At 41.2% G+C, this 25,782-nt stretch carries 27 protein-coding genes and 2 pseudogenes; 16 read left to right on the forward strand and 13 right to left on the reverse strand.

The window, feature by feature from the left end; all coding sequences use genetic code 11:
* Positions 1–119: 119 nt before the first annotated feature.
* Positions 120–1,475, reverse strand: a complete 1,356-nt coding sequence (locus RMY27_RS05255; RefSeq protein ID WP_322661067.1) for an ATP-binding protein — start codon at positions 1,473–1,475, stop codon at positions 120–122.
* A gap of 286 nt (positions 1,476–1,761) precedes the next feature.
* On the opposite strand from RMY27_RS05255, the gene RMY27_RS05260 reads away from it, so the two are divergent.
* Positions 1,762–2,079 (forward strand): DUF3155 domain-containing protein, encoded by a 318-nt coding sequence (locus RMY27_RS05260; RefSeq protein ID WP_041566316.1) that lies wholly within the window; start codon positions 1,762–1,764, stop codon positions 2,077–2,079.
* A gap of 451 nt (positions 2,080–2,530) precedes the next feature.
* On the opposite strand, the gene RMY27_RS05265 is transcribed toward RMY27_RS05260, so the two are convergent.
* Positions 2,531–3,061 (reverse strand): cofactor assembly of complex C subunit B, encoded by a 531-nt coding sequence (locus RMY27_RS05265; protein ID WP_322661069.1) that lies wholly within the window; start codon positions 3,059–3,061, stop codon positions 2,531–2,533.
* A gap of 53 nt (positions 3,062–3,114) precedes the next feature.
* On the reverse strand, positions 3,115–3,462 hold the full coding sequence (locus tag RMY27_RS05270; RefSeq protein WP_322661071.1) for a PadR family transcriptional regulator: 348 nt from the start codon (positions 3,460–3,462) through the stop codon (positions 3,115–3,117).
* 665 nt (positions 3,463–4,127) lie between these two features.
* On the opposite strand from RMY27_RS05270, the gene RMY27_RS05275 reads away from it, so the two are divergent.
* The 6 genes from RMY27_RS05275 to rpsN all read left to right on the forward strand — a co-directional run bounded on the left by RMY27_RS05275 (position 4,128) and on the right by rpsN (position 8,921).
* A complete protein-coding gene (locus tag RMY27_RS05275; RefSeq protein ID WP_322661073.1) occupies positions 4,128–4,706 on the forward strand; it encodes a DUF3611 family protein in 579 nt (192 codons plus the stop codon).
* Positions 4,707–4,938: 232 nt separating this feature from the next.
* Positions 4,939–5,139 (forward strand): hypothetical protein, encoded by a 201-nt coding sequence (locus RMY27_RS05280; protein ID WP_194044275.1) that lies wholly within the window; start codon positions 4,939–4,941, stop codon positions 5,137–5,139.
* A gap of 157 nt (positions 5,140–5,296) precedes the next feature.
* Positions 5,297–6,577, forward strand: a complete 1,281-nt coding sequence (serS, locus tag RMY27_RS05285; RefSeq protein ID WP_322661075.1) for a serine--tRNA ligase — start codon at positions 5,297–5,299, stop codon at positions 6,575–6,577.
* Positions 6,578–6,776: 199 nt separating this feature from the next.
* Positions 6,777–7,877: an RIP metalloprotease RseP gene (gene rseP, locus RMY27_RS05290; protein ID WP_322661077.1), complete on the forward strand. Its 1,101-nt coding sequence runs from the start codon at positions 6,777–6,779 to the stop codon at positions 7,875–7,877.
* The gene (nth, locus tag RMY27_RS05295; RefSeq protein WP_322661079.1) at positions 7,853–8,542 is read left to right on the forward strand and encodes an endonuclease III; all 690 of its coding nucleotides are present in this window, start codon (positions 7,853–7,855) and stop codon (positions 8,540–8,542) included. Before rseP ends, nth begins: the two co-directional genes overlap by 25 nt.
* Positions 8,543–8,618: 76 nt before the next feature.
* The gene (rpsN, locus tag RMY27_RS05300) at positions 8,619–8,921 is read left to right on the forward strand and encodes a 30S ribosomal protein S14 (protein ID WP_190939279.1); all 303 of its coding nucleotides are present in this window, start codon (positions 8,619–8,621) and stop codon (positions 8,919–8,921) included.
* A gap of 78 nt (positions 8,922–8,999) precedes the next feature.
* Here rpsN and RMY27_RS05305 read toward each other — a convergent pair whose 3' ends face one another.
* Positions 9,000–9,329: a hypothetical protein gene (locus RMY27_RS05305; protein ID WP_012410384.1), complete on the reverse strand. Its 330-nt coding sequence runs from the start codon at positions 9,327–9,329 to the stop codon at positions 9,000–9,002.
* 102 nt (positions 9,330–9,431) lie between these two features.
* On the opposite strand from RMY27_RS05305, the gene aat reads away from it, so the two are divergent.
* Positions 9,432–10,007 (forward strand): leucyl/phenylalanyl-tRNA--protein transferase, encoded by a 576-nt coding sequence (gene aat, locus RMY27_RS05310; RefSeq protein ID WP_322661081.1) that lies wholly within the window; start codon positions 9,432–9,434, stop codon positions 10,005–10,007.
* A gap of 75 nt (positions 10,008–10,082) precedes the next feature.
* Here the strand turns inward: aat and RMY27_RS05315 are convergent, their stop codons facing one another.
* The 5 genes and pseudogenes from RMY27_RS05315 to RMY27_RS05330 form a co-directional block, all read right to left on the reverse strand.
* Positions 10,083–11,450 (reverse strand): diguanylate cyclase domain-containing protein, encoded by a 1,368-nt coding sequence (locus RMY27_RS05315; RefSeq protein ID WP_322661083.1) that lies wholly within the window; start codon positions 11,448–11,450, stop codon positions 10,083–10,085.
* On the reverse strand, positions 11,440–14,103 hold the full coding sequence (locus RMY27_RS05320) for a hybrid sensor histidine kinase/response regulator (protein WP_322661086.1): 2,664 nt from the start codon (positions 14,101–14,103) through the stop codon (positions 11,440–11,442). Before RMY27_RS05320 ends, RMY27_RS05315 begins: the two co-directional genes overlap by 11 nt.
* A gap of 9 nt (positions 14,104–14,112) precedes the next feature.
* Positions 14,113–15,090, reverse strand: coding sequence for an ABC transporter substrate-binding protein (locus RMY27_RS05325; RefSeq protein WP_322661088.1), 978 nt, complete (start codon positions 15,088–15,090; stop codon positions 14,113–14,115).
* 338 nt (positions 15,091–15,428) lie between these two features.
* The gene (locus RMY27_RS35440) at positions 15,429–15,512 is read right to left on the reverse strand and encodes a hypothetical protein (RefSeq protein WP_416212309.1); all 84 of its coding nucleotides are present in this window, start codon (positions 15,510–15,512) and stop codon (positions 15,429–15,431) included.
* 259 nt (positions 15,513–15,771) lie between these two features.
* Positions 15,772–17,043, reverse strand: a pseudogene (locus RMY27_RS05330) (AAA-like domain-containing protein); the annotation flags it as partial.
* A gap of 162 nt (positions 17,044–17,205) precedes the next feature.
* Here RMY27_RS05330 and RMY27_RS05335 point away from each other — a divergent pair.
* The 4 genes and pseudogenes from RMY27_RS05335 to RMY27_RS05350 form a co-directional block, all read left to right on the forward strand.
* A pseudogene (locus RMY27_RS05335) lies at positions 17,206–17,415 on the forward strand (hypothetical protein); the annotation flags it as partial.
* A gap of 121 nt (positions 17,416–17,536) precedes the next feature.
* Positions 17,537–18,067 (forward strand): hypothetical protein, encoded by a 531-nt coding sequence (locus RMY27_RS05340; protein ID WP_322661092.1) that lies wholly within the window; start codon positions 17,537–17,539, stop codon positions 18,065–18,067.
* 281 nt (positions 18,068–18,348) lie between these two features.
* On the forward strand, positions 18,349–18,663 hold the full coding sequence (locus RMY27_RS05345) for a hypothetical protein (RefSeq protein WP_322661094.1): 315 nt from the start codon (positions 18,349–18,351) through the stop codon (positions 18,661–18,663).
* Positions 18,653–19,021: a pentapeptide repeat-containing protein gene (locus RMY27_RS05350; protein WP_322661096.1), complete on the forward strand. Its 369-nt coding sequence runs from the start codon at positions 18,653–18,655 to the stop codon at positions 19,019–19,021. Before RMY27_RS05345 ends, RMY27_RS05350 begins: the two co-directional genes overlap by 11 nt.
* Positions 19,022–19,207: 186 nt before the next feature.
* Here the strand turns inward: RMY27_RS05350 and RMY27_RS05355 are convergent, their stop codons facing one another.
* Complete coding sequence (locus RMY27_RS05355) at positions 19,208–20,191, reverse strand: LysR substrate-binding domain-containing protein (protein ID WP_322661099.1); 984 nt, start codon at positions 20,189–20,191, stop codon at positions 19,208–19,210.
* Positions 20,192–20,505: 314 nt separating this feature from the next.
* Here RMY27_RS05355 and RMY27_RS05360 point away from each other — a divergent pair, with 314 nt between their 5' ends.
* The 4 genes from RMY27_RS05360 to RMY27_RS05375 all read left to right on the forward strand — a co-directional run bounded on the left by RMY27_RS05360 (position 20,506) and on the right by RMY27_RS05375 (position 22,707).
* Positions 20,506–21,216: a cadmium resistance transporter gene (locus tag RMY27_RS05360; RefSeq protein WP_322661101.1), complete on the forward strand. Its 711-nt coding sequence runs from the start codon at positions 20,506–20,508 to the stop codon at positions 21,214–21,216.
* Between the two features lie 80 nt (positions 21,217–21,296).
* Entirely contained in the window at positions 21,297–21,959 is a 663-nt protein-coding gene (locus RMY27_RS05365) for a hypothetical protein (RefSeq protein WP_322661103.1), read from the forward strand.
* A 183-nt stretch (positions 21,960–22,142) separates the two neighbouring features.
* Positions 22,143–22,319 carry a hypothetical protein gene (locus RMY27_RS05370; protein WP_322661120.1) on the forward strand — a complete coding sequence of 59 codons (177 nt, stop codon included), beginning with the start codon at positions 22,143–22,145 and terminating at the stop codon, positions 22,317–22,319.
* Positions 22,279–22,707, forward strand: coding sequence for a DUF202 domain-containing protein (locus RMY27_RS05375; protein ID WP_322661105.1), 429 nt, complete (start codon positions 22,279–22,281; stop codon positions 22,705–22,707). The genes RMY27_RS05370 and RMY27_RS05375 overlap by 41 nt, the downstream gene beginning before the upstream one ends.
* Before the next feature lie 8 nt (positions 22,708–22,715).
* Here the strand turns inward: RMY27_RS05375 and RMY27_RS05380 are convergent, their stop codons facing one another.
* From RMY27_RS05380 to RMY27_RS05390, 3 genes are all read right to left on the reverse strand, one after another.
* Positions 22,716–23,438, reverse strand: coding sequence for a class I SAM-dependent methyltransferase (locus tag RMY27_RS05380; protein WP_322661107.1), 723 nt, complete (start codon positions 23,436–23,438; stop codon positions 22,716–22,718).
* 154 nt (positions 23,439–23,592) lie between these two features.
* A complete protein-coding gene (locus tag RMY27_RS05385) occupies positions 23,593–24,297 on the reverse strand; it encodes a mobilization protein (protein WP_322661109.1) in 705 nt (234 codons plus the stop codon).
* 260 nt (positions 24,298–24,557) lie between these two features.
* Complete coding sequence (locus RMY27_RS05390; protein ID WP_322661111.1) at positions 24,558–25,274, reverse strand: pirin family protein; 717 nt, start codon at positions 25,272–25,274, stop codon at positions 24,558–24,560.
* Between the last annotated feature and the right edge of the window lie 508 nt (positions 25,275–25,782).

Raw genomic sequence — 25,782 nt, forward strand, 5'->3', positions numbered from 1 at the left:
GCTAACTATTATGTAAATAAATAGTTAGCATTTTGATTATTAAAAATAATAAACTTTAGGTGATGATTTTGATCAGGGTTAAAAGTTAGAAAAAAACGGGATAACCCATTCTGAATAGACTAACTTTTAGTTTCAGGCAACCAAATAATAAACGTAGTTCCCGGCGCATTGGGTGAAGTTAATTTAGAGTTGATTGCAGGGCTGAAAACCTCAATTTCGCCCTGCATTTGCTCTATTAATTGTTTAGCGATCGCTAACCCCAAACCTGTGCCGGGGATTTCTGTTTGCGCTTGTACACCCCGATAATGCCGTTCTCCAAGATGTTCTAAATCCTGGGGTGGAATGCCAGGGCCATTATCACTAATAACTATTCCCTGAAAATTAGCTTTTTCTTGCCCCGCCTGAATCAAAATTTTGCCACCATTAGGAGTGTATTTTAAAGCATTATCAATAATGTTAGTTAACACCTCTCGTAATGCTTTAACATTGGCACGTACTAGGGATGAATTCTGTTGAATTTCAGTTATTAGTTTTAGCTTTCGCTCTTGGGCGATCGCTTTGGCTGATATTAATAATGGTTCTAATATATCTGCTAACGAGCAGTCAACTGCTTTATCTCCCGTTCCCGGCAATAATAGCGGCGGTTTAGCATCTTTTTGGATAGTTGCTTCTACAAATACTTCATCTTCTGGTAGATGTAGTGGTGCTAAATCTGCCTGTGTCAAGTCAATTACTTGTTCAAATTGTTGCAGTAATTCTTTAAGGCGATCGCTTTCTCTGACAATACTATTTGCCACATCCCGGTTAGCGTCTGCTGGTCGTAGTCGTTTTAATAGCAGTTTGCCAAAAGTCCGTAACGCCGTTAATGGGTTACGAAACTGATGCAACAGATTATCTAGCAAATCCCCCTGTTTCTCTTGGAGAATTTGTTGTTCGCGCAACTGCTGCTCAAACCATGCTCGCCGCTGATCTAAAATACAAGCGATCGCTAATGTTTGCGCTATCCGTTGAATCTGACTTTTCTCGTGTTCATTCCATGCCCGATCTTTCCTGCGTGTCACCAGTAACCCCATCATCACACCCTCATAAATCAGAGGTAAAACAATTTGGTTGCCACTAAGTAAGTAGTCCTCTTTGAGATCGGGTTGAGACGCATCTGGGATTTCAGACTCCCGTGACGAAGTTGGAGATTCTGAACCTGCTGTCAATAACCTTCCCTGATGATTGGGTAATATAAACGCATTTCCAACATGAAGTTGCTTGTATGCCGTCGCTTCAATAGTTTCCTCTCCTGGCGGTAATAATGCTGTTTCCGGGTAAATCACCACAGGAATCAGTTTGGCATCGCCAGAAGGAGTATCTACCAATTCTTGTGTTAGGTACACAATACTTAAAGTTGCTCCCAGCCCTTGGGTTAGTAGCGCTATTTGCTCTCGACACAGAGCAAGAAAATCGGAACTGGCAGACATTAACATTTTTTAGCTCTTGCTCAAGATTATAGATTTTGAGGCATGATGTAAGAGAGGATACTTAATTTTTACCTCACTTATTTAATAAAGCTTAACTAAAATTTTCTTAGAGATGGTTTCTACTAGGGGATTATATTCTTAGGTGATTTTATTTTCTCGATGTTTCAAAGATATTAACTTTCTTATATTAAAAGGTTAAAAAGTATTGATATTCTGAACTAGAACCTATATAATGACGACGGATTTTGTAGCTATCACTACAATCTATAGCTTGAAAGAGGAGGACAATAGATTGGCAAGGAGACGCAAAAGGAAGAGTCGTCGTCGTCAGGAAGGACGGCGCATTTTGGAGCACGTGCCTCAATATAGCATCGAAAGTGGCGAAGAAAAGCCTGTAACAGCAGCTAGAAGATTTATTCAAGCTGAAGGGATTTTGCCACCTGCGTTGCTACTTGTAAAGCGAAATGAACACACTACAGATCGTTATTTCTGGGCAGAAAAGGGACTGTTTGGTGCTCAATACGTAGAGGAAAACCATTTCTTGTTTCCTAGTTTGAGGGTGTTAGAACCTTCGCCAGGTCAAGAACCTCTTGCTTTAGCTAGTCGGTGAACCATAGATGGTCATCTTGGGCATTGAATGTGGCTCCTGACTATTATTAACTGGCAAAATTGCTAAGTTTATGCAAAATTTAATTTTTTTTTAGTTTGTAGCTGATTTGCCAGTAAATCTAGTCCAGGTAGTTGGAAAGTGAACCTGTTTCAAACCACGCTAGATTGCATGGGTTGATACTAATTTGATGATGCAGAAGGGAGTGGGTATAGAGCCAAGCGTGTCTAAAAGTGCTAGTGAAGTTGCGCTCTTATGCCGTAGATGGTTAAAGTTTGCTCTGTCAATAAATTTAAGTTAATGAATTTAAATTTTTTCCCCACGATTTTGGTCGTGGGGAAAACTGACAAAGCAGCAGTCTTGATTTTCTCCTTGCTACTTTCCATTGCCTAAAGAGTAGGTCAAGTCAGAAGTCTGCATATCATAGTTAAGAGATGGTCGCAAAAATCAACAATTATTTCCCAGGCTTGAGCTGTAGAGTCCTCTGCAACTCGCTGAGTTCATCTCGATGGGCAACTACAGTGATCTTACTTGAGGAGGTTTGTTCGCTCTGAGTTGTTTCTACTTTGAGCGATACCTTCTCAAGTCTTCCAGATTTTTTCCAATAAAATAGACCACTTAAAGGCGACAGCAGTACCATCCCCAGAACAAGGGTACTGAGGCTAGGAAAAAGCAGGTATGTAACCAGAGATAGACAAACAATCCCAGTCGCTGCCAGTAAAGTTAGAAATATAGCTAAGAACCAGCTGGGGCGAACATTACCTTCAAAAGTTACCTGATTTTGTTCTCGATCTACTGCTGCCACTTGGTAAGACCGCGATCGAAAATACTCTTTTAATTGAGACATTAAAACAGCTTCATCTTGCTCAGATACTAGTTGGGCTATTTCTGTGCGGTCTTTAGTCGAGGCACGAATAAAGAAAAACAGCCCAACCGATAACAACAAGGTTAGCAGGAACGTAGAAGGCAAAATAGCAGTATCCATAACTTAATTGTTAGTGTTTGACTGGAGGAGACTTATTCATTATCAATGATTCGTTACTTTTTCCTCCCGTTGATGTAGTCTTGCCAAAGAAAAGCTAAATCCTGAGCTTGAACTTGCCATTCGGGAGAAACTTGGTACATCCGCCTGGGGCGTCCCCGTCCTTCGAGTTTCTTCCAATATCCAGTGATTGCATTTTGGTCTTCCAGAAATTTAATTGCACTGTAAAGTACGGTATCTGAAAGCCGATAGACGGGATACTCAGTTTCTAATTGCTCGATCAACTCGGTTCCGTAGGATTCACCTTGTAATAAAACAGACAGTATGTAACAAACTGCTAGTTCTTGACAAAGGTAAGTTGGCGGAGGATTCTCAAAAAATTGATATATATCCTCAAGTTTCATGGTTAGTGAATGGCTAAAAAATGCCTTAGGGTAAAGTCTACAATCCTTGTAGCCAGTATACAGTGCTACTACTACGTGAGTAATACATATAAAGCTACTTAGACTAGATATTCATTGCGTAAACATCAAACAATTACCCACGCCTGTGAAGTTGTGGGGCGAGTTTGCGAGTTTTAGGAGCACAAAATAATGTACCCTTACTCAAGCTCTATACGGTGTGGTGAGGAGCGAACAGACAGTGAGTAAGTCACTATCTTGGTGTTAATTGATGCCGAGCTGGTTAGAACTGCTTAAGCAATAAAATGCCATCGAAGAAATTTTACAGGTAAAATGCTTTTTTGTCTGTAAAACTTAATAAACACTTTGTTTTACAGTGATTTTCCCAATGCAAATTCTAAAATCTTAAGCTAAAGGATATATCTGGGATCGAGCTGCTACGTCGGTAGACATACTTAAGCAGTAACCATTTCTGATTTCCTCGATCGCAGAATTTCTTGTCTTATTTGGCAAGTGTGATAGTAAATTTATCAAAGAAGGCGCTAAAGACTAGGGTACAGAAGACAGGAGAGGGGAGACGTAGGGAAAGACCTCTCCGTGTCCTCGCTTCCCTTCGTCCTCTCGTCCTCGTCTTCCTTTATCAAGCACCCAGCATATTGGCGATCGCTATGTCACAAACTCCTGATGCCCCATCATCTTCCTCAACTCTCAGGGCAATTGCCCAAACTTTTCGCCTTACAGGTTGGATTAGCTTCTGGATTCAGCTAGTACTAGGCGTTGTTTCTAGCATAATTGTGCTACTGTTTGCCATCTTTAATCAAAGAACTGGCAGTCCTAGTAATAATCCTGGGACTGGCTTTGGCGTATTTTTAGCAATTTGTGGACTTGTTATTTTAGGTGGGGGGATTTATTTAGCTTACCGTTACACGAGAATAGGCAAGCAATTGGAATCCTCCAATCCCAGCAACCGCCCTCGGAAAAGCGAGACTGTGCAGGTATTACGCTTAGGGGTATGGGTAAATTTAGGAGGAACGCTAGTAACTCTTTTGGGGGCGCAGGCGATCGTTGGAACATTGGTAGCACGATCCATATCTCCACAAGCGATAACTACCCAATTTTTTGACCCTACCCGGATTATTAGCGGTCTAGATATGCTTGTAGTACAGGCAAACACTAACACCGTCTCAGCCCACTTTGCAGGGCTGGTGGCGTCACTTTGGTTACTCAATCGCATTAACCGACCTTAGAAAAGGAGTCGCAAGAAAAGGTAATAGTCAAAAATCAGCAATTCTTTTGACTTCTTTTCTCCTCTTTTCAGAGGTTGTATGGCAATAATTCAAATATGTTAATTGTACTTTTCCGAAATTATTAAAGTAGAGTGTGAAGACTAATACCAGTTACTTAATATTAGCACCCATCTAAAGAGTGATATTAGAACCGTTATTAGGGTGAATTAATTTGTATTGGAGGTCTTACACTATGAAAAAACTAGAAATCTGGAAGTTTGGTATACAAGTACTTTTTAGCACATTGATGATTGGATTATGTAGTTCCCTAATCTTTATGGAACGCGATAATAGCCAAAACCAGGCAGTCTACTGGAGTGGTTTATCAGGCGTACTTGCCTACTGGCTACCCTCACCTGCAAACACTCAAGAATCGAGAAAATCGGAAGATTAATCCCAAATTTTGGATTTTAAATTTTTCTAGCCCTGGCAAGATTGGCAGGGCGGGCTAGAAAAATATAAATGGTTGCTTTTCTGCTCATACGAAGCCAAAATCAGTATATGCTGATGTGTTGGCAGGTAGATAATAGGCTAAAAACTGAGAAAAATCTGTGCTGGATATCAAGCAAATACGGGAAAATCCGCAATTAGTTCAACAACTATTGAATAGTCGTAGTGGTAAATACGACATCGAACCGATATTACTGTTAGATCGGCAACAACGGGAACTAGAGGGGACACGCAGTCAACTCCAAGCCCGTAGCAACGAAATTGGTAAAATTGTCGGTCAGAAGATTAAATCTGGAATCAATCCTCAAGACCCAGAAATTCAAGCTTTGCGGGATGAAGGTAACTCTGTCAAAGCTACATTGAGCGAACTAGAACCCCAGGAAAAAAACCTCAAAGCTGAAATTGCTCAACTTGTGTTGGCGCTTCCCAACTTACCAAGCGACTCTACACCCCTTGGAAAGAACGAGGAAGATAACGTAGAAGTGCGACGTTGGGGTGATGAGTACATTCCCCAAAATCCGAATATTCTCCCTCACTGGGAAATTGGCGAAAAGCTAGGTATTCTCAATGTTGAACGAGCTGTGAAAGTTGCCCAAAGTCGCTTTGTGACATTGATAGGCGCTGGTGCGGCATTAGAGAGGGCATTAATTCAATTTATGCTGACTCTTCATACTCAAGCTGGGTATGTAGAAGTCAGTCCGCCGCTGTTAGTGAATACTGAGTCTTTGACGGCGACCGGTCAGTTACCCAAGTTTGCGGAAGAAAGCTTTAAATGCGCTGATGATGATTTATGGCTGATTCCGACAGCGGAAGTTCCAGTTACAAATCTCTATCGAGGTGAAATTCTCGCTGCTGAAGATTTACCTATTTACCACTGTGCCTTTACTCCCTGTTTTCGCCGCGAGGCTGGTAGCTATGGGCGCGATATGCGGGGATTAATTCGCCTGCATCAATTTAACAAGGTGGAAATGGTGAAGTTTGTCGAACCCAGTACGTCTTTTGATGAACTGGAGAAATTAGTAGGGAATGCAGAAGCAATTTTACAGGCGTTGCGGTTGCCTTACCGAGTAGTAAATTTAAGTACTGGAGATTTGGGATTTGCCTCTACCAAAACTTATGATTTAGAGGTTTGGTTGCCCTCTTCTGGTAAATACCGCGAAATTTCTAGCTGTTCCAATACTATAGATTTCCAAGCGCGACGGGCTGATATTCGTTTCAAAGAGGCGGGGAAAAAAGGTACCCAGTTCGTACATACTCTGAATGGTTCGGGTTTGGCGGTAGGACGGACTATGGCAGCAATTTTAGAGAATTATCAACAGCCTGATGGGACAGTAAGGATACCAGAAGCGCTTCAACCTTACTTGGGACGTGAAGTTTTATAATTTGTCCTTTGTCCTTTGTCCTTTGTTATTTACCAATGACCAATACTTCTCTACGAGAGGCTGCACTTCGACTAGGCTCAGTGACCACGCCAACGACTACGCTCAGTACAAATGACCAATGACCAATGACTAATACCCAATACCCAATGCCCAATTAGAATGGAGATAACTATAGCTTAATATCTTCACAATTTACTCTATGTCAGTTTTAGCAGCGATCGCAGTCTTGGCTGTTTTGATCTTGGTACACGAGTTGGGGCATTTTGTTGCAGCACGTTCTCAAGGCATTCTCGTTAACCGTTTTTCTTTGGGTTTTGGCCCAGTTCTTTTAAAGTACCAAGGGTCACAAACCGAATATGCTGTCCGCGCCTTTCCCTTGGGCGGCTTTGTGGGCTTTCCCGATGATGACCCCGATAGCGATGTTCCACCCAATGACCCAAATCTGCTGCGTAACCGTCCAGTTTTAGACAGGGCGATAGTTATCAGTGCCGGAGTAATCGCAAATTTAATATTTGCCTACTTGGTGTTGGTTCTGCAATTGGGTATTGTCGGCATTCCCAAGGAATTAAACTATCAAGCTGGTGTCGTTGTACAGCCTGTTAATCAAGAATCTGTTGCCTATCAAGCAGGAATTCGGGAAGGAGATATTATTCTGGCTGTTAACGGTCAAGAACTCCCGGCTTCTGATAAATCAACTCCTTTGCTGACAAAAGAAATTCAAACTCATCCTAATCAGCAAATCGAACTGAAAATTCTGCGTGAAAACCAACAACAAACCCTAAAATTAACACCAAAATTGGGAGCCGATGGCAAAGGTGTAGTTGGTGTGGCACTTAGTCCAAATGCTACAGCAATTTATCGCCGTCCTAATAGTCCTTTTGAAATTTTTGGTCTTGCTGCTAACAGGTTTCAACAATTATTTGTTGGGACACTCAGCGGTTTTGGGCAGTTGATTACCAATTTTCAACAAACTGCTGGACAAGTTTCTGGCCCAGTTAATATTGTCAAAATCGGTGCAAAATTAGCTGATGATAATAGCGTAAACTTGTTGTCTTTTGCGGCAATTATCAGTATTAACTTAGCTATTATCAATATTTTGCCTTTACCAGCCTTGGATGGCGGACAACTAGCTTTTCTGCTAATTGAAGGTTTACGTGGTAAGCCTGTACCCTCCCGTATTCAAGAAGGTGTAATGCAAACTGGTTTGGTGTTACTCTTAGGCTTAGGAATTTTTCTGATAGTCAAAGAAACTACTCAATTAACTAGCCAATTGGAGTGGGTACAAAAATTATTCCAGTGAGCATTACCCGCACATCGTTATCTAAAAAGCAACGGGCGATAGAAGTTTTAGCTCGTCTGAAGCGTCTTTATCCAGATGCTACTTGCTCTTTAAACTACTCAACACCAGTACAATTGTTGGTGGCAACGATTCTCTCGGCTCAGTGTACTGATGAGCGAGTAAATAAGGTAACACCAGCTTTATTTGCTCGGTTTCCAGATGCTGAGAGTTTAGCGATCGCTGACTTGGTAGAATTAGAAAGTTTGGTGCGTTCAACAGGGTTTTATCGCAATAAAGCCAAGAACATTCAAGCCGCCTGTCGGATGATTGTCACTGAGTTTAACTCTGTTGTCCCCAACCAAATGGAGCAATTATTAAAGCTTCCAGGTGTGGCGCGCAAAACAGCGAATGTAGTCCTAGCTCATGCCTATGGCATTAATGCTGGCGTGACGGTAGATACTCACGTCAAGCGCCTAAGCGAACGTTTGGGTTTAACTGAAGCAAAAGACCCCGTTCGGATCGAGCAAGATTTAATAGGTTTATTACCTCAGTCTGATTGGGAAAATTGGTCAATTCGGCTGATTTATCACGGTCGTGCTATTTGTAAAGCACGTTCTCCCGTCTGCGTTGCTTGTGAGCTTGCTGATTTATGTCCTGCTGCAAATAAGCCAGTGGTTGTAGGGTAAGCGACACAAGTAACCCCAGAATTGATGGAGAGACTGTAGAATGGAAAACGGTGTCTTTAAATAAGTTAGAGAATATATGGCAAAAAAGAGCATGATTGAGCGCGAGAAAAAGCGCACCAAGTTGATAGAAAAGTATGCTGACAAGCGGGAAGCTCTCTTAGAAGAGTTCAGAAGTGCAGCATCTCCTTTGGATAAGCTAGAAATCCACCGGAAGATTCAACAGCTACCCCGGAATAGTGCGCCCACCCGCCACCGCAACCGTTGCTGGTTAACTGGTCGTTCTAGAGGTGTTTACCGCGATTTTGGGTTGTCTCGGAACGTACTACGAGAATGGGCGCATGAAGGTCTTTTACCTGGAGTTGTTAAGTCTAGCTGGTAAAAAGTTATGAGTGATGAGTTATGAGTGATGAGTTATTAATTGAGACAAACCTAACTCCTAACTCCTAACTCCTAACTGTTATTGACCACAACACTTATCAATTCCCAGACTTTCTAAGAGTAGATCGCTGACGGCGTTGGCGATCGCAAACTCTCCGTAGAAGCTATTGGAAAAATCATAGGACTGCATCTCTGTGACAATGGCAATTACCAGAGAACCAAGGTCGTTTTCTCCTTCCATCCGTTGACGCACAAAAATCTGTGCGGCTCGTTGGGCAATATTTTGGTTGACTGCTTCGGGGATAAATTCTGTATCTAGCCACCGTTGTAAGCGTTCTCGTAACCATTCACCTTCGAGTAGGGGGTTTTCGGGCGGTGGTAGGGTGATGGGTGGAATTGGTTGAGTCATCTTTTTTAAACGCAGAGGGACGCGGAGGGAAACGCAGAGGAACGCTGAGGTTGATTTTTTAGCATCAAATTGCGTTTCTCTAGTGTTTTTTTATATTTATTTATGCAATATGATATCGCCGCTATTGTTGAGGGCTATGCACAAGGCTATTTTCTCATGGCTGATGAACGCGATCGCCTGAGTTGGTACGGAAGTCGCGATCGGACTTTGATTCCTTTAGATGAGAGGTTTCGCTACCCGAAGTCTTTGCAGCGCGTTTTGAATCAACAGCGGTTTACTGTAGCGATTAATCAGGACTTTCAGGCTGTAGTTGCTGGCTGTGCTGATAGAGAGACAACTTGGATTTCACCGGAATTGGAAAAGATTTACTGGCTACTTTACCAGAATGGTTATGCTTATAGTTTTGAAACTTGGCAAGGTAACGAATTAGCCGGGGGAATTTTAGGGATTGTGATTGGTGGGGCTTTTATTGGTGAGTCGATGTTTTACCGCATTCCCGAAGGCTCAAAAGTAGCGATGGTTAAGTTGGTGGAAAGATTGCGTCAGAGGGAATTTGTATTTTTTGATGCCCAAATGATGAATCCCCATTTGGAACGATTTGGTGCTTATCGGGTTGGGGATAAAGAATATCAATCTTTACTTCAGCAAGCGTTGCAACGTGCTTGTAAGTTAGTCTAATTTGAGAGAAAAACCGGATGTAATTGTTACTGATGTATTAATGGCGGGAATGAAGGTATTGCCATAAAAAATGTTTTAATCATTACAATAGCGATCGCGCCCATTTTGTTTGGCATGGTACAGTGCTTTATCTGCTGAGGCAATAAGTGTATCTGGCTTGATGTTCCAAATGGGTATGCAAGAGCTAATTCCTAAACTAACGGTGATGATATTCTTGACATCAGACTGTACATGGGGAATAGCCAGAGCATGAATTGCTTGCTGAATACTTTGCGCAACTTTAATCGCTCCCGCTAAATCAGTATTAGGCAAGAGTACCAAAAATTCTTCTCCACCGTAACGCGCCACTAAATCGGCAGGACGATGAATTGTCTGTTGTACTGTTTGTGCTATGCTCATTAGACAATCATCGCCTGCAAGATGACCATAGTAATCGTTGTAAAGTTTGAATTTATCAACGTCAAATATAATCAGTGACAGGGGTTGTTGTTCTCGTGCAAGGCGTTTCCATTCTGCTTTCAGTCGTGCATCAAAGCAGCGGCGGTTAGCCACCTGAGTCAAGCCATCTAAATTTGCCAGTTGTTCTAGTTTCTGATTTGCATCTTGGAGAGCCAATTCAATTTGTTTACGTCCAGTAATGTCGCGTATAGTAATAGCAAAACCATCACCTAGTTTGACTGCGACAAAGTGATACCAGCAAGAATTGTCTAACGGATGATAAAGGTCTCGTTTTAAAGGTTCTCCTGTCTCGACGAGATTAACGAAGTGATTAAAGAGTTCTGGCTCTAGACGGGCTAAGAATTTTTTGAGTACTAATTCGCCGATTATCTCTTCACATTTGCTTCCGAAGGCTCTAGCAATAACAGGATTGATAACTAAGCAACGGAAATCCTCGATGTCTCCGGTTGCGGGGTTGCGAACAGCTTGCATAGCGGCAATACCATCTAGTGAACTATTCAAAATACTAGCTAGCATTGCCCTAGACTGATACAGTATCTCTTCTGTTTCCCTACGCTTAATATTTTCTTGTTCTAGAAGCCGTTGTTGGCGTTGAATGGTTAACTGATTTTCTAGACGCGCTACAACTTCTTCCATTTGAAAGGGTTTGGTAATGTAGTCTATGCCCCCTGATTTAAAGGCCGTTACTTTATCGAAAACATCATCTAAAGCACTAATAAAAATAACAGGAATGGTGCGTAGAACTTCATCCGCTTTCAGAATTCTACAAACTTGATAGCCATCCATTTCTGGCATCTTGATATCTAAAAGAATAATATCTGGTTGCTTCGCCTTTACTGTTTTTAGTGCCATCCGCCCACTTGTGACGCTGCGAACAGTGTAGCCAAGTTTGACTAGACAATCACTTAATAAATGTAAATTTTTAGGACTGTCGTCTACTAAGAGAATATTACCTTTATTTTCTTTATCAGAATCAAGAGTCATTGCTTCTCAGGGGTTCGGCTAAATCAATCAATTCCTCAAATTCAAATTGACGCGCAAGTTTTGTTAAAGATTGAATTAAAAAAGTTTCTGTTTTGGGAACATCTCTAATTAATTCTATGACCCGATTAGTATTTGCTTCTAAAGCAGCTTCATAGAATTGATTAATCCATTCCTGAGACATACAAATTAGATTGTTAGATGTTAAATATTTTTTTTCTATATATTCTAAATTTGAATAATTATTTTCAGTAAATATGTATTTGACACCAAGATGTTTGGCGAGTGTATCAAAAATTGTATGTTCTGCAAAAGGTTTACGGAGAAAGTCATCACACCCGGCTGAAAGGACGATCGCTTTCTCTTCTTCTAAAACACTCGCCGTCAGAGCAATTATAGCTGTAGCGTTCCCCTTGGTAGTGGACTTGATATATTTTGTAGCTTCGTAACCGTCCATGACAGGCATTCGCATATCCATCCAAATCAGGTGGGGTTCCCATTCATTCCAAATAGCGATCGCTTCTTTGCCATTACTAGCTTCTTTCATCTCAAACCCTAATGGTTGTAAAAGTTTAATTAATAATTGGCGATTAATAGGTTTATCATCTACTATTAATAGTTTATATATAGGTTGTCCTGGTGCAAGTTCTAATACTTTTGGATGTACTTCTAAAATATTGCTATTTATTGGCTGACCTAATTTTGCTTGAATATAAAATTTAAAATTTGTCCCGATTCCTAATTTACTTTCAACAGAAATATCTCCTCCCATTAACTGAATAAACTTGTGACTGATTGCTAAACCTAAACCCGTTCCTTCTTGAGATTCTTTTCCAGCTTGTGCTTGAGAAAAAACATTAAATAGTTTAGGTAATTCTGCGGCTGCAATCCCCACTCCTGTATCACAGAGTTGAAAATCAAGAGTTAAAATATCTGTGATTTCTTCACTAGTATTATTTACTGTTAAACTAATTGTTCCTTTTTTAGTAAACTTAATTGCATTAGTAATCAAATTAATTAATACTTGCCGGAGTTTTAACTCATCTGTGCAAATATAACATGGAACATTTTCACTACGTTGAAATATTAAATTTAAGCCTTGATTACTTGCCTGTAAATGTAGCATATCTTCTAAGTCATCCAGCAAGCGATACAGGTCAAAGTCTCTAGGGTTAAGAGTAGTTTGACCCGCTTCTATTTTTGATAAATCGAGAATATTATTAATAAGTGTAAGTAAATAATCACCACTATGATAAATGATCCCGGCATTTTCGTAATGCTCGGCAGGTAAGTTTTTAGCACGTAACATTAATTGAGAAAAACCTAGAACAGCATTGAGGGGCGATCGCAATTCATGGCTCATATTCGCAATAAATAAACTTTTAGCTTGATTTGCTACTTCGGCTTTGTCTTTAGCAATGGCTAACTCTGCTGTTCTCTCCTGTACCCGTTGTTCCAAAGTTTCCAAAGATGTTTGTAACTGAAGTGCCATGTTATTAAACGATTTTGCCAGTTGACCTATTTCGTCTTTTGATTTATTTTTGGCACGGATATCTAAGTTACCTGCGGTAAACTGAAAAACTATCTTGGTAAGGTTAATTATTGGCTTTGTAAGCAGTTGTCCAATAATAAAAGCGATGATTGCCACTATTCCAGCGATAAATGCAAATAGCAAAATTGTGTCGCGAATTTGCTTTTCTACAGGTGCTAGGGCAACGGCAAGGGGTCGTGCAAACAACACAGACCAAGGTTTATATTGCAAACGAGCGATCGCAATCAGATTAACCTGATTACCTGTTGCTGACAAAGATGCAATTAAATATGACTGTTTATTATCCAATGCTTGTTTAAGTTTTGACTCGTTAGTTGCCAATTCTTTGAAAGAAGAATTAGGCAAACGACCTTCCGATTGCAGTTGAGTTACAACATCGTCAGGCAGAGGCATAATTGATTTAAAAAGCAATTCTGGTGCAGTACTATGTGCCAGATAAATATTATTGTCATCTAAAAGAATCGCAAAAGATTTTTCCCCAGCCCGTTCGGTTTGCCGAGTTACTAACTGCTGAACAACAGTGGCATTATATGAAACACGCAATACACCCAATATATCTCCCTTGGCATTGCGAACCGGACTGCTAAAAAAGAGGGTAATAAGATCGGGAATTGTCGGCGATCGCTTCATGCTAGAAACAAAGGATAAACCAGTTTGCAGGGGTTTTTTAAAATAATCTTGAACTGATTCATCTTTGCCAATATTCAGTGTATGTGTATCCAATACATTTTTCCCGTTTAAGTCGAGCAAAGCATAGGAGAGAATATTGAGCATATCTTTGCGACTGAGACGGATTAATGTTTCTGTCGCCAATTGCATTTCGGGGCTGCCATCTCGCTGTTTTGGAATTAGGCTGAGGTAGCGTGCCAAACCTGGTAAAATTGCCTCTACGCGCACGGCATTGAGATTTCCATCAATAAAGGCATCTATTCTGTTAGCAGTTTCGTTAGCTGCCGCAGATAAGGCTTGTCGGGCGTTGTCAGTTAGTGCTTTTTCGGTTGTCTGTTTGTTGACAAATGCCAATAACAGCAACGGAATCAAAGCAACAATGAGAAATGAGGCGATCAACTTTGTACGGATGCCGCCTAAAAAGGAGTGCTGCATAGCTTCAAGCTAGGAAGGATTCAAGAAGGAAGAATTGAACAAACTTTTTAGCTCAGGAATACGCGTAATGTTTCCAGAGCGAATAAAAAAGTTTGCATATATCTTGGCAGTTTTGTAAATGGAGTTAGGATTGCTAGATTGAAAATATTTTTGATTTTCACCTAAATCAGGTAGGTTTATTCCCTCTAGAGAGAGAGTATTGATCGGAATTTTTAATGCTTTGCTGATGATAGCGTTTCCTTCCTCAACATTTCCTTTCCAGTAGGTCGAGGCTTGCAGCCATCCTCGCACAAATGCACGAATGTCTTCGGGGCGATCGCGGATTGTCTCACCGCGAAAGATAATTAAATCTAAAATCAAGCCAGGGGTTTGTTTGCTCGTAAATAGAATATTTCCCCCTAATTTCATCACTTCAGAGAGATAGGGTTCCCAAGTGTGTCCGGCTTGAATCGTATTATTTTTCAGGCGTTTAGGAATTTCTAAAGCCTCTAATTGAACCAAGCTCACATCATCACTGGTTAAGTTTGCAGCTTTCAACATTTCAGTCACGAAAACTTCGCTAAAACCACCTAGATTTGCACCTAGCTTTTTCCCTTTCAAGTCAGCTACGGTTTTAATTTTTGATTGGGCGACTACCACATCTGCTCCTATTGATTCATCTATAACGATCACACCTTGTATATCTGGATTTGTGGCACTCAAGATTATAAAATTCCCTAAAGACGATGTAATCCCATCATACTTACCCGCATTGAAGTTTGCTTGTTCCAATTGGGCGTATTGTGTATGAATTAGTTCCACATCTACCCCTTGGGCTTTGAAGAATCCTTTTTTTTGAGCAATGAGGCCTGGAAGCTCTCCAACAAAAGATCCAAATATCACTTTCAATGGAGGGCGTTTTACTTCAATTGGTACTGAAGTATTACAAGCAAGTAGTAAACAGGCGGTAATGATAAAAATACTAATGTATCTGAGTAGTTTAAGCATAGAATTTTTGATATTTTTTAAATATTATTAATCAAATATTCAGCTAAATAAACTAGTTGTTCAAATTGAAATTGACGTGTAAATTTTGTCAGTAATTGTATTCAATGAGTTTTGGCTGTTGAAATTGCTTCAATATTTATAAATTCTGACCGCAAGGGCGGTTTGATAATTTCATCACAGGTATTGAGCCGCCCCAACAAGGTATTATGGTTCAAATCAATGAAATAGGCTGTAATTGCAAAGAGAGCGATCGCTCTTTTCCACTGTTATATCAGTCTTTAAATAATCCCCCACCCAATCACAACTGTATTTCAGTAGGTTGAAATGGAGAACTTGTTCTAAATCCCACATAACACAAGTAGTTGGTTATCTCCATCAGAGGCGAGGGTTTTGCCATCGGGGCTGAAGGCAATTCCCCACACACCACGCTGATGTTTAAGAGTTCTGATTGCTGATGTTTAAGAGTTCTGATTAAAGTGCCATTTAGTTGCCAAAGCTTAACGCTAAAATCGCTACTGGCAGAAGCGATCGTTTTCCATTTGGGCTACAGGCAACTCGCCACACCGCAGATTTGTGCCCTTTGAAGATGGTCATGAAGAAGGGTGTGAGGTATGGGGTTCCAGGCTTGGGAAGACAGCATTGATCGTAGCTCTGAAACCCAGACCAATGCAATCATTTTAAAAAGTCCGATGCTACCCAAGCATTGAATGACTGTGAATAAGGGCGCAGATTCTCTAACTGCTTTAACACCCATTCAGCATTAAAAATACTGCGGTAGATGGGATTTTTAATTCTAAGATAGCCGTTGCGTTTCTCGACCAATCCCGATAGTAAAAGCTGCGTCTGTTCTCGACTATCATCGGTAGGCACGGGAGATATTGCAGGTAGAAGATGCAAAAAATCACTAGTGTCTTTCCTTTTTGCGTCTCCCCGTCCCCCCATCCCTTCATCTTCTATTTCCTGTGCTTGCAATACCTGCTGATAAAGACTCAATAACCGTCCGGCTTGTTGTTGGTTGAAAAGTAGGCGATCGCGAATCGTGCGGAGGTGTTCGGGTTCATCTTGTGATTCCCAGTGTTGGATAATCTGCGATCGCACCAATTTTTCTACCCAATATGCCTCAGTGTTTGGGGATAGGACAATTTTTCGTTTTGATGTCTTTAAGGCAGTTTGGAGAACTAACTGACAGAGTTTTTGAGTTAGAAACGGTTGTCCTCCTGTCCAATAGATCACCTCTTGTAGCACCACTTCTGGTTGGCTGATTGCTCCCTGTAACCCATTTAGCAATGGGCTAGTTTCATGCAATTGAAAGCCGTATAACTCTATAGCTGTCCCAATGTTAAAAGGTGTTCGGCGTTTGTCAGCAATTAAGTCAGATGGACTGGCGACTCCAAACAATGCAAATCCCAGGCGTTTAAAATTCGGATCGTGTGCCTGTTGATTGTAGCAATGACGAATCCAGGCAAAAAAGTCATTGACCGGAAAATTCAAACTCAGCAAACTATCAATTTCATCAATTAAAATGAAAATGCCTTTAGCTTCGCCGCTTCCTTCAGAATCACTCTTGACATTTGGCAGCAATACTTCTTCAACAAACTGGTGTAGTTTTTGTACAGGAGAAAGACCTGTTTGCATATTCCACCATTGCTTAAAATTGACCTGTTCCGCCAGATTTAACCCGTAGAATATGCTGACAATGATTCCTTTATACCATTGTGCTGATGTAGTATCCTCGCTACCCAATTGCGTCACGTCTAAGTAAACACATTTATAGCCTTCTGACTTGAGACGACGACTTATTCGCTGTAGTAGGGATGATTTACCCATTTGGCGAGAGTTGAAGACGTAGCAAAAATCGCCACCTTTCAGACTGTTATAAAGTTTTTCATCTGCTTGACGCACAACATAAGTGGGATCGTCACTGTGGAGGCTACCGCCAACTTGGTATCTCATGTGCAAAGTGTGATTAGAAAAGGAGGAGATAAAGAAGGAGTCAGAATTCAGAATTCAGGAGTCCGAATTTAGAATTCAGGATACTATATCCATGCCACACTATCGCATTCGTGAAGTGTCTCGTAGAGTAAGACGGTGAGGAATGAGTATGCAGTAAATGCGATGCCTACGGTGGTCACTGAGCCTGTCCTGAGCGTAGCCGTTGGCGTGGTCACTGAGCGTAGTCGAAGTGCAGCCTCTCGTAGAGAAGGGCGCAGCCGAAGTGCGGGCTACGCCTACGCAGATGGAGGAACAACGGCGCAATGGTTTGCCTTTCGCAAAGACTATGATTTACTGATTTTAGATTGGATGTTGACCAAAGTCAGTGGGTTGATTAAATCCGCCAAATTTCTGCAAGCAATTTCGTCTTTGTCTAACCATCGCTAACCTTGACCCGGAAAACATGGCAGATTACTTGAATAAGTACCAAAAGTCTGACAGGAAAACCATACTAATGAGAATTTGGACTACTACTACTGTGCTAGCTGCTTTTTGGCTAATATCTGGGATCGTAGGTTCTGAGCCAATCAACGCTACTTCTGTTTTGGTAGAAAATGCCATATCATCTCCGGCGCCAACGAATGCAAAACAGATTACTGTCAGTAACACCGAGTTTGGTCTGAAGAGAGTTGACTCCAAAGGAAACGTTACCATTTTTCAGACAACAAGAGTGCCACTTCAGGAAGGAAACACCTACGGGTGGCGGATTAAACTCAAAAACTACCAAGGTGAAGTGAAATGGCGTGAAGTCTTGTATTTACCAAAACCTCCAGAAACTTGGGGTACAGATAATGGTGAAGATTTCTCAATATCAGCAGACGGCAAGACATCTGTAACACGGCGCACACAGTCGGCTCCAGAAGGTGTAATTGAAAATTTTTGGACAATCGCTGCTGGCGATCCAGTTGGTAAGCATAGAATAGAAATCTATATTGATAACCGTTTGATCGGTACTTTCCAGTTTGAAGTTATTCCAGTTAAGTAGAGATGAAGGGCATTAGGCGTTAGGAGTGCTGAGTGCTGAGTGCTGAGTGCTGAGTGCTGAGTTAAGAGTTAAGAGTTAGGAGTTAAGAGTTAAGAGTTAAGAGTTAAGAGTTAGGAGTTAAGAGTTTTATTTATCTCCTTGTCCCCTCATCTCCCTCATCTGTCTCATCTCCCCGCTCCCCTGCTCCCCTGCCCCTCGCTCCCCTGCTTCTTCTTTTCCCCTTAGCCTTAAGCTGAGGAGTATCTTAGAGATAGAAGTTTGATTCTTGTTAGGTGGCGATCATGAATACAGAGGAATTCCTGCGATTGATCGAAAAGCAGCGGTCATGTCTTCAGACACTACCAAAAGGGCTGCAAACAATGTGGTATGACAATAAAGGTGATTGGAACAAAGCTCATCAAATAGTTGCAAATGCCAGCAATGCCGACAGTGCCTGGGTTCATGCTTATTTGCACCGTAAAGAAGGCGATTTAAATAATGCCCATTTCTGGTATCAACGCAGTGGTCAGCCAGAATTTTCAGGAGAACTAAGCCAAGAATGGGAACAAATAACTTCTGTATTGCTAAAGAAGGTCAACGTGACGCATGAATGCTGAAGAATTAAAAAGGCGTTTTGCCGCAGGAGAAAGATATTTTCCAGCCGTCAACTTGAGTAGGGACAAGCTGATTGGAGCCGATTTGCCGGGAATTAATTTATGGGGATCTGACTTGAGTGGAGCTAACCTAGCTAAAGCTAAACTCTGGGGAGCAGATTTGAGTAGAACTAATTTAGCCAAAGCGAATTTGACCAGAGCTAATTTGAGCGGTGCCAATCTGAATGAAGCAAATCTCCGAGGAGCAAAACTCAACTATGCCAAGTTGTATGGAGCTAATCTGACTGGCGCTTACTACGATGAAAGTACGCGATTTTCTAGAGGTTTTGACCCGATCGGTAGAAATATGCGGAAGGTGTAGGGAGCAGGGGAGCATACTTCGACGGCACGTAAGGATTCAGGGGAGTAGGGGAGCAGGGGAGCGGGGAGATGAGAGAGAGGAGGGGACAAAGAGATAAATAAAACTCTTAACTCCTAACTCTTAACTCTTAACTCTTAACTCCTAACTCAGCACTCAGCACTCAGCACTCCTAACGCCCAATCTCCTTTAAATAACTGATAGTTGATGTGAACTATCCAACATAGACGATATCAACATTTGTTCAAAGACTTTGGAAAGAGCAGTTTGAAAACGCTGACGGTGTTTGATTTTGAAAAAAGGTCGAACTATTTCTGCGTAGGCGTAGCCCGCCGCAGGCATCGCACCGTTGCTTTCTCTGTTATCAATAACTCGAATTGCCCGCAGAGTCCCCAACTGGATTTCTTTTTTTACCATCAACTCAGAAATTCCAGTTGCACCTACGCCGTTTTCAATCGCGGCTTTTGCCATCTCACCACTGGTGAACACTAAAATTACATTCAGTTCGCTGAGGTTAATGTCCCAATTTTGCAACGCTTCCTCAAACCTTTGCTGAGTTCCAGATTCGCGCACCCGCATCACCCAAGGAGTTTGGGTTAGTTGACTTAAATCAACTTCTCCCCACTCAAACCAAGGGTGTTTTTGACCAACCACAATTTGCAAGCGATCGCTTCCCACTATTTCGTACTCCAGAGTACTCTGAAGCGCTGGCTTCACATCACCTTCCACCAAACCTAAATCAAACTGTCCCATCGCTGTACCGACACAAATCGTTTCTGCATTGGCAAGGGTACAGTCAATCTGGATACCAGGATATTGGCTCTTAAACTCACTAATCTTACTTGGTAGCCAGTAGTTGCCAATTGTCAGACTCGACCCTAATTTCAATTCACCCCGTTGCAGATTGTTCAATTCTCGCAATCCCCTTTCAGTCAAGGAAACTTGATCGAGAATTTTCTGCGCTTCCACTTGTAGTAATTTACCCGCTTCAGCAATCTCGATATGGCGACCAATCCGATGAAATAGTTTCACTCCGTATTCTTGCTCTAGGTTGTGGATCGCTGCACTGACAGCAGGTTGTGTAATATAAAGCTCCTCTGCTGCGCGAGTAAAGTGTAAGTTCTGCGCCACAGCCAGAAATATTTTTAGCTGCTCAAGCGTCATTCCTGCCATTTATCTTATCCCTAAGACTTAGTGTCAAAATTTTAATCACTTTCATTTATCATTTTGACAAATAAAAGCATTTGATTCTATCGGTTAGTTTGACTAAAGTATAAATCAAAGCTTCGGCACGGAATCAAACGGCAAGTAAAAAGCAGGGGAGCAGGGGAGCAGAGGAGCGGGGAGATGAGGAGACAAGGAGATAAATAAAACTCCTAACTCTTAACTCCTAACTCTTAACTCTTAACTCCTAACTCAGCACTCAGCACTCAGCCCTCAGCACTCTAACGCCTAATGCCCAAGCATGAACATAAGGACATTCACAAATGAACGATTTAGTAACTGCAATTACCACAGGGATTACCGCATTCACTGCCACCAACATCGATGATATTGTCATTCTGACGTTGTTTTTTTCACAAATAAGTAAAACCTTTCGCAGTCGTCACATCCTTGCTGGTCAGTATCTCGGTTTTGCAGCATTGATCATTGCTAGCCTTCCCGGTTTCTTCGGTGGACTAATCATACCGCAGGACTGGATTAGACTACTTGGTTTTATGCCAATAATCATTGGTGTGAGCAGTTTACTAAAACGCGAAGAGGATTCATCTGAGGAAGCCGAAGAAGAAACCGAGCAGTCTTGTCCCTCTATAGTTAGGAGTTTTGTTTCTCCACAAACTTGCAATGTCGCTGCGATCGCCTTTGCTAATGGCAGTGATAATATCAGCGTCTACGTGCCCCTGTTTGCCAACTCAGAATTAGATAGTCTGCTGGTGATTATAGGTGTATTCTTCACGCTAGTGGGTGTATGGTGTTATACGGCTTACAAGCTAACCTACTTGCCTGCGATCGCCAACTTTTTAACTGAAAATGGCAATACTTTTGTCCCTTGTATCTTAATTGGTTTGGGCGTGTTTATTGTCACAGAAAATGTTACTTGGACTCTTTTATCTGTAGTTTCTAGTTATATATTCTCATTGATTTTAGGTTTTAATACTCAGCCGTCGAGTGAAGAACAAGAAAAATTAAGTGTCTAATAAAGAGATGCATCATCAATTTTTTGAGCCAAATGAATTCTAAACTGGAAAATATCTTACCCATCAACAGGAATCAAAACATGAAAATCTGGAAATCTCTGCTAATTGTCTTAATGATTGTCGCTAATCTAGCCTTTGCTCAACCTTCTTTTGCTGATAGACCAAAATTTAGCAAAAACCCTGATTACGTCGAAGTCACTAAAGCACTTCAGCAACTCTCGCAGACAAAAGATACTCAAACTCAAGTTGAAGGTCTGACACCAGAAGAAATTAAAAAAAGAACCGAGGAATTAACACTGCAAAAATATGCTTTAGAGACGGGAATCAATTGGGGTCAGTGCAACAACCAAACAGGTAATACCATAGCGGTATACGGTAAAAGACCAAATGATGAAGAAGATGAAGATGCCGTATACGAAAATGGTCTATATTTTCTAGCTGATGGTCAATCCACTAAAAATAACTGGGATTGTGATGGCATCTATCTACCGAATGATATCCAAGTAGCAAATTTCACTTCTAGTCCTAATGGACAAGGTGAAGAATTGACAGGAGCCGCTGCTTTGAAGATCCTTGATGGAACTCAGTTGGTAATTAAGAGGAATCCAGATACTGCTGCGATTGAATTAAATGTCCCGACTGTAAAAGTTGTTAACAGCAAAGAGGCTAACTGGTTTATCCCAGATATATCGCAGGATCTAATAAATACACGAGTTCCTAATGCGCCTAGCAATCAGTCTTGAAATAGAACTGCATAGTCTATTTTTGAATGATTGTTCTGAATTTAAATAGGGTAACAGCCAAAATCAGAGAAAAACAGGACAAACACTGGTAAAACATCTCTCTGATCTTGGCTATTTTTTTGAATTTATCTATCCTCAATTTTAGGCTTGTTTTATTTCTATATCTGCATTAAAATAAATTTTGTGAAAAATGTACAATCACAACAAGCATATTTCAGTAGCGCAACTATTGTGCTGGTTGCAAGTCATCTGGAAAGAGATTTTCTACTACCTTCGCATTTTTTTGATAAGAGCCGCTTTGGGGATAAGGGTGTTATTGATGCAGTTAAAATTGAAACCTACAGAAGAAGAAAAAGATAAAAAAAAGCCAGGACGACTGAATCCGTCCAGAATCCGAGATCACTTGGCAAATGAGCGTACCTATCTCGCTTGGATGCGGACAGGAATCGCTCTTTTAGGTTTTGGTGTCGTCATTGTGCGTCTGCGTGCCTTCCATGTACCTTTAGTACCCCGTCCTGGCAACGGCTGGAAGTTAGGTTTAGTCTTTTCGCTGGTGGGTTTAATCACGGTGTGGCTCTCAACAGTACACTATTTTGCTGTCCGTCGTGATATCGAAGAAGATACTTACGAACCAACAGACCGTTGGGTGTTGCTGTTCAGTCTAGCTGTGATGATTCTCGGAACTGGGGTAATCTATTTTGTTTTTACAACTTCTTTAGATCCAATGAGTCCAGTTATCCCTGAGTAATAGTATTTTTAAAACCGTACTTTGTATAACTCGAATAATTCCCCCGATTTGTGCGTTACGACTTTAGCACCAGCGGTCTTAATTGTTTTTTCCCACTTAGTCAAAGGCTCTAAAAACACCTCAGCACCCAAATAGGTTTCTAGAACTGCCCAATCTTCTGCTAAAGGCTGTTCTGGATTGAGAACGTCAAACACAAAATGTCCACCTGGTTTTAACACCCGCTTGACTTCTGCTAGTACAGCATCCCAATATTCGAGGGGAAAATAGCAGCTAAATCCGGTGGCGATCGCTAAATCAAATTGCTCTGATGGGTAGTTTAACTGATGAGCTGCTCCCAACTCAACACCTTTGAACAGCTTAGAATTCAACTGTGGCCCACGAGAATTCAGGGTATCGCGCGCCACATTACTGATTTCTTGCCCATAAAACAACGCTTGCCAATCCCGCCAAGGATAGATTAAAAAGCTGATCCCACAGCCAATATCTATACAGTGTTGGTTTTTTTGAGGTTTAGCAATTTCCCAGAAAGGGGAAGCAATTCTACCTGAGAAACTACCTCCAATCCACTCCCGGAATATCGGCATTGCCTGTACTTCTGCTGGGAGTTCAAAGGTTTCACGTTGATATTCTCGGTTAAAGCGATAGGCTATTTGGGCTAATCTTTCGTCCCAGTTGGTTGATTTGGGTGAACTAAAGAGATTTTGGAACTGCGAATCGGACTTTTTAGACATTTAGGTTTTTGCTACTCTTTTTAAGAATTGTAGTCAAATTCGCAAAGCGATCGCCAACGTGAGCGGTTACGCCATCGCACCTCCATCCAATCTCCGGCTAAAGTTTGTCCTAAGTCATAGGTACTAATGACCAATGACTAATGACTAATGACTGTTACTCAACTTTTTCATACCAGATACCTACTTTCTCAAAAGCACCATAAGCAAGTTTCAGAAAATTCACTATTCTCTGTTTTCCAATTATCCCAAATTCTTTATATTCTCTAGCCTCTGCAAAAGTCAGGCGATTTTGGTCAATTATGTTTCTTTCTCTGTATGCTAACTTCGGAAAATCTATAACTTTTATCTGATATTTATTTACTATGTTCTGATAGTTAGAGTCTGACTCTAGATGCTCCCAATCATCACACAGCCCTAAATTCCTCACCAAAATATGAGGGATTTTCTCACCGTAAGTATTCACTGACTGAGCAAACAGGTTGATGCTGTCGTATCCTCCTGTCGATACAAACCATTTGCAAAACAGAACTCCCTGCGAACTTCCTAGTTCAAGTAATTGATTAGATTCAATCCACCCTTGTACTGCTCTATGCGATTGTGCAGATAAATTCACAATTACTGGCTTCTCTATCGCCCACTCAAATATTCTATCTGCCTTATTTGCCTGTCGTTCATTCTCGCTAAACACAGCATATTTACATATCTCCTTATATACCCCTGCGACATCTGGATTCGATCTATCTGTCTCCACTGGCACAAATGGGATTCTCTTATCCAGACAATACTGAATCATTGTCCTGGCAAAGAGAGATTTTCCTACCCCGCCTTTTTCACCATCCACAAAATGAATCGTCGGCATTACAGCCACCTCTAATATTTATTAAAGTCTGATATATCTTTCCCAAACTAAGAACTTTTTGGCTATTGCCCCCAAGTATTTTGATGGTTTTATGAGAAAGTATAATCGTGATTTGGATATATTCCAACAGTCTCATTTTACACAGGCGAAGTCCGTCTGCGCAGACTAAAACAAAACAAGGGGCTTAAGCCCCTTGTTATAACCTGCTCCCGCAGGTTTTGTTTACGACGCGGTTTCTAAGCGCCCTTTTAGCTGCAATATTAGCCTAAATCGAAAAGCAAGATTTCACCGCCGATGTTGGTGCTAATTTCTAGCTGTTCTTCGCCGTTGATTTGTACACCATCACCGGCTCTGAGTTCTTCACCATTTAAGTTGACTATGCCTCGTGCTACTTGTAACCAGGCATAGCGATCGCTTTTGACTTGATAATTAACAACATCGCCTGCTTCTAAAACAGATGTATATAACTCAACATCTTGGTGAATTGTCACAGCACCATCGCGCCCATCTTTAGAGGCAATTAAGCGGAGTTTACCGCGCTTTTCTTCGAGAGGAAAAGCTTTTTGTTCATATCTTGGCGTTATTCCTTGTCGATCGGGAAGAATCCAGATTTGTAGTAAGTGTAGTGGTTCAGTTGGTGAGGGATTAAATTCACTGTGGCTGATTCCAGTTCCAGCACTCATAATTTGGGCATCACCAGGGCGAATCACCGAGCCAGTACCCAAGCTGTCTTTATGCTCTACAGCACCTTCTAAGACATAGGTGAGGATTTCCATGTCACGATGGCTATGGGTAGGGAATCCAGCGCCAGGGGCGATGCGATCATCGTTAATTACCCGCAGAGAGCGAAATCCCATCCGGTTAGGATCGTAAAAACTACCGAAGGAAAATGTGTGATAACTATCGAGCCAGCCCATTTTCGCATGACCACGGGCATTGCGATCGTGAATTAAGTGGGTAATTGTATTTTGAGACATAAATTTACCTCGTTGTTAATTGTTTTTAGAAGAATTTAGAATTCAAAGTTTAGAATTCTGATTGATTAGACCTAATTTGTAACTATTTAAATAGTAAAGTATATACATATAAAATGAAAAGTACGCACTTAAAAGTGGCGTACTTACCAAAAAGATACTGTAAGATTTGATAAATATTTTTAATTGAATAAAATAAAGTCTTGGAAAACTAAATGACTGCAATTTAAATTTTTACACAACAATATTAGCTGCTAGACCGTGTTTAGACACATATTAAAAATCTGATGAGGTAACGTGAATTCGACGGCTCATATAATGCCCTCGCCCTAAGAGGTTGTTTGAAAAGTGTTTGACTGTGATTTTAATTGCGTTGTTACCCCCCTTAGTCCCCCCTTGTAAAGGCTACGGTGTACACACAAGTCGTTCTGACCCCCTCTAACTCCCCCTTGCAAAGCAGGGCTGTTTCATTCCCTAAAACAGGTAAAATTGCAAGGGTTGAGGGGATAAA

This window comes from Nostoc sp. DedQUE09, from assembly GCF_034530915.1.
Taxonomy (GTDB): domain Bacteria; phylum Cyanobacteriota; class Cyanobacteriia; order Cyanobacteriales; family Nostocaceae; genus Nostoc.